Genomic DNA, 5,161 nt, shown 5'->3' on the forward strand with positions numbered 1-5,161 from the left:
CTGCGGCGTTCGGCCAGTGCGGGCGCTGGCCGGCGTACTTCGTCGGCGAAGGACGGGCGTGCGGGCCGCGGCGGCGGCTCGGGCATTTGCGGCTCGGGATGATCGAGCATTTCGGGCCGCGGCGTCTCGTCGGCCCAGCCGCCGGCATCCGGCATCGGGGCGAGGCGCGGCGGTTCGGCGGAGTTGGGACGCTGCGGAAGCTGGTCGCGGCCGGGCGCGGCGCGCACGATGTTGGGCTCGACGACGATGTCGGTCGGGCCACCGATCATCAGGAGATGTTCGACATTGTCGCGTCGGACCAGCACCAGGYGGCGCCGGCCGTCGACGGCGGCGGCATCGATCACGGCGAGCCGGGGCATCCGGCCGCGCTGGGTGTTGGCACCGAGCCGGCTGCTGGCGAATCGGCGAACCAGCCATGCAGCGACGCCGATCAACGCCAGAACGACGATGAACGCGACGATGAAGGTGATAGGGCTGCCTTGCATACTTGTCCCCGAGAAATGGCGCTCTTCTCGTGCCCATGGTCAGACGCGCCAACCACCGGCCTACGATGCCCCAAACTGCGATTTCTTAACGTCCCACGGCAAGTTTTGCCGTCCCCAACTCTTAATAACCTATGAATCGCTCGATCCAAAATGACTTCTTGGGCTGTGCATGTGCCGCCAAGCGATTGGGTTAATGCCACTTTTGGAGGCGTAGAATCACGGGGGAACGAATCCCTGTCCCGGTGCGGGACATGCATCTGTGGCATCCTTAACCACCTGTTAACCATACAGGCGGCAAATTCTGCCTAGCTTCGGACCCTGGATCCGGAGGAGGCGGAAGGAGCCGCGACGATGTCCATCAACGACCTCCCGGTGCTGTCGGCGCTTCGCACCAAGATGCAGTGGCATCAGGAACGCCAGCGCGTCCTGTCCGAGAACGTCTCCAATTCCGACACGCCCAAATTCCGGCCGCGCGACCTGGTCGAGCCGAAGCTCGACAAGGCTGGCGCGGTCACGGGGTCGATGGGCCCGCTGGCAATGACCGTCACCAGCGCGTCTCACATGACGCCATCGGGGGCGGCCTCGGGTTTCGACCRGAACAAGAATGCGGGCTTCGAGACACGCCCTGCGGGCAACGCCGTCAATCTCGAAGAGGAGATGATGAAGGCCGCCAGCAACCAGATGGACTACGCGGCGGCGACCTCGCTCTATGCGAAGAGCCTGCATCTGCTCAAGACCGCGATCGGCAAGGGCTAGAGCATGATCCCGGAACGGAAGAGCTAGAGGAGGCGCATCATGGCGAATGACAGCAGCGACTTTGCCCGCTCGATGGCGATCGCGACCTCCGGCCTGCGCGCGCAGGCCGGGCGCATGCGCGTGATCTCGGAGAACATCGCGAACGCGGATTCGACGTCGCAGACATCAGGCGGCGATCCCTACCGGCGCAAGGTGCCGACCTTCTCCTCCGCGCTCGACCGCACGCTCGACGCGCAGGTCGTCACCCTCGGCAGGATCAAGCCCGACCAGTCCAACTTCCGCACCAAATACGAACCGAACAATCCGGCCGCCGATGCGACCGGCAACGTCAAATATCCCAACGTGAACTCGGTGGTCGAGATGACCGACATGCGCGATGCGCAGCGGTCCTACGAGGCCAATCTCAACATCATCAGTGCGACGCGCCGGATGATCCAGCGCACGCTCGACATCCTCAAGAGCTGAACAGGACATTTGAGCCATGGCATCACCGACAATCGCAGCCAACGCCTATGCCAATCTCGCCCGCGTGCTGGAGAACAGCGGCGCCGGCAAGGGYGGCGAAGCGAGCGGGCAGTCCTTCGCCTCGCTCCTGAAAGACGCCGTCGGCAGCGTCATGGAGTCCGGCCGCAAGTCCGACGCGCAGACGGTGGCGATGGCCGCCGGCAAGGCCAACGTGATGGACGTGGTGACGGCGGTCGCCGACACCGACGTTGCCGTCTCCACGCTGGTCTCGGTCCGCGACCGCGTGATCTCGGCGTATGAAGACATCATGAAGATGCCGATCTGATTTTCGGCCCTGCTCGCTCCCGATCGTCATTGCGAGCGTAGCGAAGCAATCCAGAATCTTTCCGCCGCGGCAGTCTGGATTGCTTCGCTTCGCTCGCAATGACGGGGGAGAGGGCATCGGTTCCTCGTCGCGGTGGCGGGGATGAAGCTTGAACAAGGAATTCTGCAATGACCGGACCCGAGACCCTCGACGTCGCGCGCGATGCGATCTGGACGATCGTGATCGTGTCGTCGCCCCTGATGGTGGTCGGCCTCGTGGTCGGCGTGATCGTGTCGCTGTTCCAGGCSCTGACSCAGATCCAGGAGCAGACGCTGATCTACGTGCCGAAGATTCTGGCCATCTTCGCCACAATGCTGTTGGCGCTGCCGTTCATGGCCGACGCGCTCCACGCCCACATGCTGCGGATCTCGTCGCGAATCATCGGCGGCTGAGGCAAGATGCGTGGATTATGCGCATCGACGTCTCGCTGCTGCCGGCGCTTGCGGCGGCCTTCATGCTCGTCTTCGCCCGGGTCGGCGCGATGGTGATGCTGCTGCCGGGCCTGGGCGAGACCAACATCCCGACGCGGATAAAGCTGTCGATCGCGCTGCTGCTCACGCTGATCATCCTGCCGCTGCATCGCAGCGCCTATCAGGTCGACATGGGCTCGCTGGCGCCGCTTCTGGTGCTGATGCTGCATGAAATCGCGATCGGCATCGTGCTGGGGGCAACCGCGCGCGTGACGCTGTCGGCGCTCCAGGTCGCGGGTTCCGTGATCGCGCAGCAGATGGGGCTCGGCTTCGTCACCTCGGTCGATCCGACGCAGGGGCAGCAGGGCGTGCTGGTCGGCAACTTCCTGACCATGCTCGGGGTGACGCTGCTGTTCGCCACCGACAGCCATCATCTGGTGATCGCGGCGCTGAACGACAGCTATGCGATCTTCTCGCCCGGCGAGACCGTGTCGAGCGGCGATGTCGCCTCGCTGGCGACGCGCGCCTTCGCCGCCGCGTTCCGCCTCGGCTTGCAGCTCTCCGGACCGTTCCTGGTGTTCGGCCTCGTCTTCAACATCGGGCTCGGCGTGCTGGCGCGGCTGATGCCGCAGATGCAGGTCTATTTCGTCGGCGTGCCGCTGTCGATCTTCGTGGGCTTCCTGGTACTCGCCGTGGTGCTCACGGCGATGATGGGCACATTTCTGGATTACTTCATCGGTGTCATGCACCAGATGATGCCGCTCAGGTAACGGGGGATCGATGGCGGAAGACAACGATCCAGACAGTCAAACAGAAGACCCGACGCAAAAACGCCTCGACGAGGCGCTCGAACGCGGCGACGTCGCCAAGAGCCAGGAGATCAACACCTGGTTCATGATCGCGGGCGGCACGCTCGTGGTCTCGACCTTCTCGGGCTCGGTGGGCAGCGGGCTGGTGACGCCGATGCGCAACCTGCTCGCCAATTCCTGGATGATCAAGACCGACGGCAGGGCCCTGCTCGCGCTGATGCAGCAGATCGAACTCGCCGTGCTCGCGGCGGTCGGCGTGCCCCTGCTGATGCTGGTGCTGGCGGCCATCGCCGGCAACATGCTCCAGCACCGCCTGGTCTGGTCGGCCGAATCCCTCAAGCCCAAATTCAGCAAGCTCTCGCCCGCGGCCGGTTTCAAGCGCATCTTCGGCAAGCAGGCGGCCGCGAACTTCCTGAAGGGCCTCGGCAAGCTGATCGTGCTCGGCGCGGTCATGGCCACGATCCTGTGGCCGGAGCGGCATCGCATGGAGGCGATGGTCAGGCTCGATCCGGCCGCCATGCTCGGCGCCACCACCAGCTTGACCATTCATCTGCTCGGCGCGGTGGTCGCGGCGCTCGCGATCATCGCCAAAGGCGACTACTTCTTCCAGTACCGAAGCTGGTTCCAGCGGCAGAAGATGTCGCTCCAGGAGATCAAGGAAGAGTTCAAGCAGTCCGAAGGCGACCCGCACATCAAGGGCAAGATCAGGCAGCTGCGGCAGCAGCGCGCCAAGAAGCGCATGATGGCGGCGGTTCCCAAGGCCTCCGTGATCATCACCAACCCGACCCACTATTCGGTGGCGCTGTCCTACGAGCGCGGCATGCAGGCGCCGATCTGCGTCGCCAAGGGCGTCGACAATCTCGCCTTCAAGATCAGGGAGATCGCGCGCGAGCACGACATCCCCATCGTCGAGAACGTGCCGCTGGCCCGCGCGCTCTACGCCACCGTCGACATCGACCAGGAAATCCCGACCGAGCACTACCATGCGGTCGCCGAGGTCATCGGCTACGTCATGCGCCTGAAGCACGGATTCGGCGCCGGACGCGGATAAAATGCCCGAAAAGTACCGGAAATGGCCGTAATCTGGGAATCAGCGTACCTTTCGCCCTTGCTGCCCTTGCGCCTGCGGGTCCGATTCAGGCAGGGAGGACCCCACGCGCCCCGTAGCGCGTTGATTCTCTGCCGACAGGCTGTGCCAGCTTGAAATGACCGCCGAGACCGACCACGACCTCACACGCGAGCCCGTTGCGGCGCACGAGCCGTCGCCGCGCTCGGGCAGCATTGCGCTGGTCCTGCTGGTGGCCGCCGGCCTCGTCGCTGTCGCCGTCGGGCTGATGACGCTCGGCCGCGCGCAGGCGCAGCCCTATATCCTCGGCATCCTCGCCGTGCTGGCGATGGTCGGCCTGTTCAACCTGTTCGCCTTCGCCGCCGGCATCATCCGCTTCGTCGACCGTAGTCTCGACGACCCCGTGATGGGGCGGATCGCCGATCACGCTTTCGACGGCCTGGCGGTCACCGATCCGCGCGGCCATGTGGTCTATTCCAATGCGGCCTATCTGACCCTGACCGGTGCCACCGGCCCGCAGGACGTGCGCCCCGTCGAGCGCGTCTTCATCGGCAATCCCGACGTCTCCGAAGCCGTGTTCCGGCTGCTGAAAGCCGCCCGCGAAGGCAAGCGGCAGCAGGAAGAGGTGCGCATCTCCGGCCATGACGGCAGCCAGGGCCGCTGGCTGCGCATGCGGGTGCGCCCGCTCGGCACCGGAAAGCGCGAGGCGAAATACGCGGTGTGGTCGATCGCCGACATCACCCGCGACCGCGAGCGCCAGGAGGACGTGTTCCAGGAACTCCAGCACGCGATCGAATATCTCGATC

8 protein-coding genes are annotated in these 5,161 nt (G+C 65.0%); 7 read left to right on the forward strand and 1 reads right to left on the reverse strand.

The window, feature by feature from the left end; all coding sequences use genetic code 11:
- Positions 1-485, reverse strand: a 485-nt coding sequence (locus AC1D00_RS25630; RefSeq protein WP_477012572.1) for a flagellar biosynthetic protein FliO, incomplete at its 3' end; no start/stop codon positions are given.
- 351 nt (positions 486-836) lie between these two features.
- On the opposite strand from AC1D00_RS25630, the gene flgB reads away from it, so the two are divergent.
- The 7 genes from flgB to AC1D00_RS25665 all read left to right on the forward strand — a co-directional run.
- Positions 837-1,241, forward strand: coding sequence for a flagellar basal body rod protein FlgB (flgB, locus tag AC1D00_RS25635; protein WP_477012573.1), 405 nt, complete (start codon positions 837-839; stop codon positions 1,239-1,241).
- A gap of 39 nt (positions 1,242-1,280) precedes the next feature.
- A complete protein-coding gene (flgC, locus tag AC1D00_RS25640; RefSeq protein WP_014494020.1) occupies positions 1,281-1,706 on the forward strand; it encodes a flagellar basal body rod protein FlgC in 426 nt (141 codons plus the stop codon).
- A gap of 16 nt (positions 1,707-1,722) precedes the next feature.
- A complete protein-coding gene (gene fliE / locus AC1D00_RS25645; RefSeq protein ID WP_027548527.1) occupies positions 1,723-2,031 on the forward strand; it encodes a flagellar hook-basal body complex protein FliE in 309 nt (102 codons plus the stop codon).
- Between the two features lie 167 nt (positions 2,032-2,198).
- Positions 2,199-2,462, forward strand: a complete 264-nt coding sequence (gene fliQ, locus AC1D00_RS25650) for a flagellar biosynthesis protein FliQ (protein ID WP_018321865.1) — start codon at positions 2,199-2,201, stop codon at positions 2,460-2,462.
- 17 nt (positions 2,463-2,479) lie between these two features.
- Positions 2,480-3,250, forward strand: a complete 771-nt coding sequence (fliR, locus tag AC1D00_RS25655; RefSeq protein WP_027548528.1) for a flagellar biosynthetic protein FliR — start codon at positions 2,480-2,482, stop codon at positions 3,248-3,250.
- A 10-nt stretch (positions 3,251-3,260) separates the two neighbouring features.
- Positions 3,261-4,340: a flagellar biosynthesis protein FlhB gene (gene flhB, locus AC1D00_RS25660; RefSeq protein ID WP_477012574.1), complete on the forward strand. Its 1,080-nt coding sequence runs from the start codon at positions 3,261-3,263 to the stop codon at positions 4,338-4,340.
- A 154-nt stretch (positions 4,341-4,494) separates the two neighbouring features.
- A partial coding sequence (locus AC1D00_RS25665) for a PAS domain S-box protein (RefSeq protein WP_477012575.1) occupies positions 4,495-5,161 on the forward strand: 667 nt, incomplete at its 3' end.

It is taken from the genome of Bradyrhizobium sp. P2_E8 (assembly GCF_056403875.1).

Bases quoted from the DNA above. Each gene is read 5' to 3' on its own strand.
- flgC (WP_014494020.1), top strand. From the start codon at position 1,281: ATGGCGAATGACAGCAGCGACTTTGCCCGCTCGATGGCGATCGCGACC.
- fliR (WP_027548528.1), top strand. From the start codon at position 2,480: ATGCGCATCGACGTCTCGCTGCTGCCGGCGCTTGCGGCGGCCTTCATG.
- flhB (WP_477012574.1), top strand. From the start codon at position 3,261: ATGGCGGAAGACAACGATCCAGACAGTCAAACAGAAGACCCGACGCAA.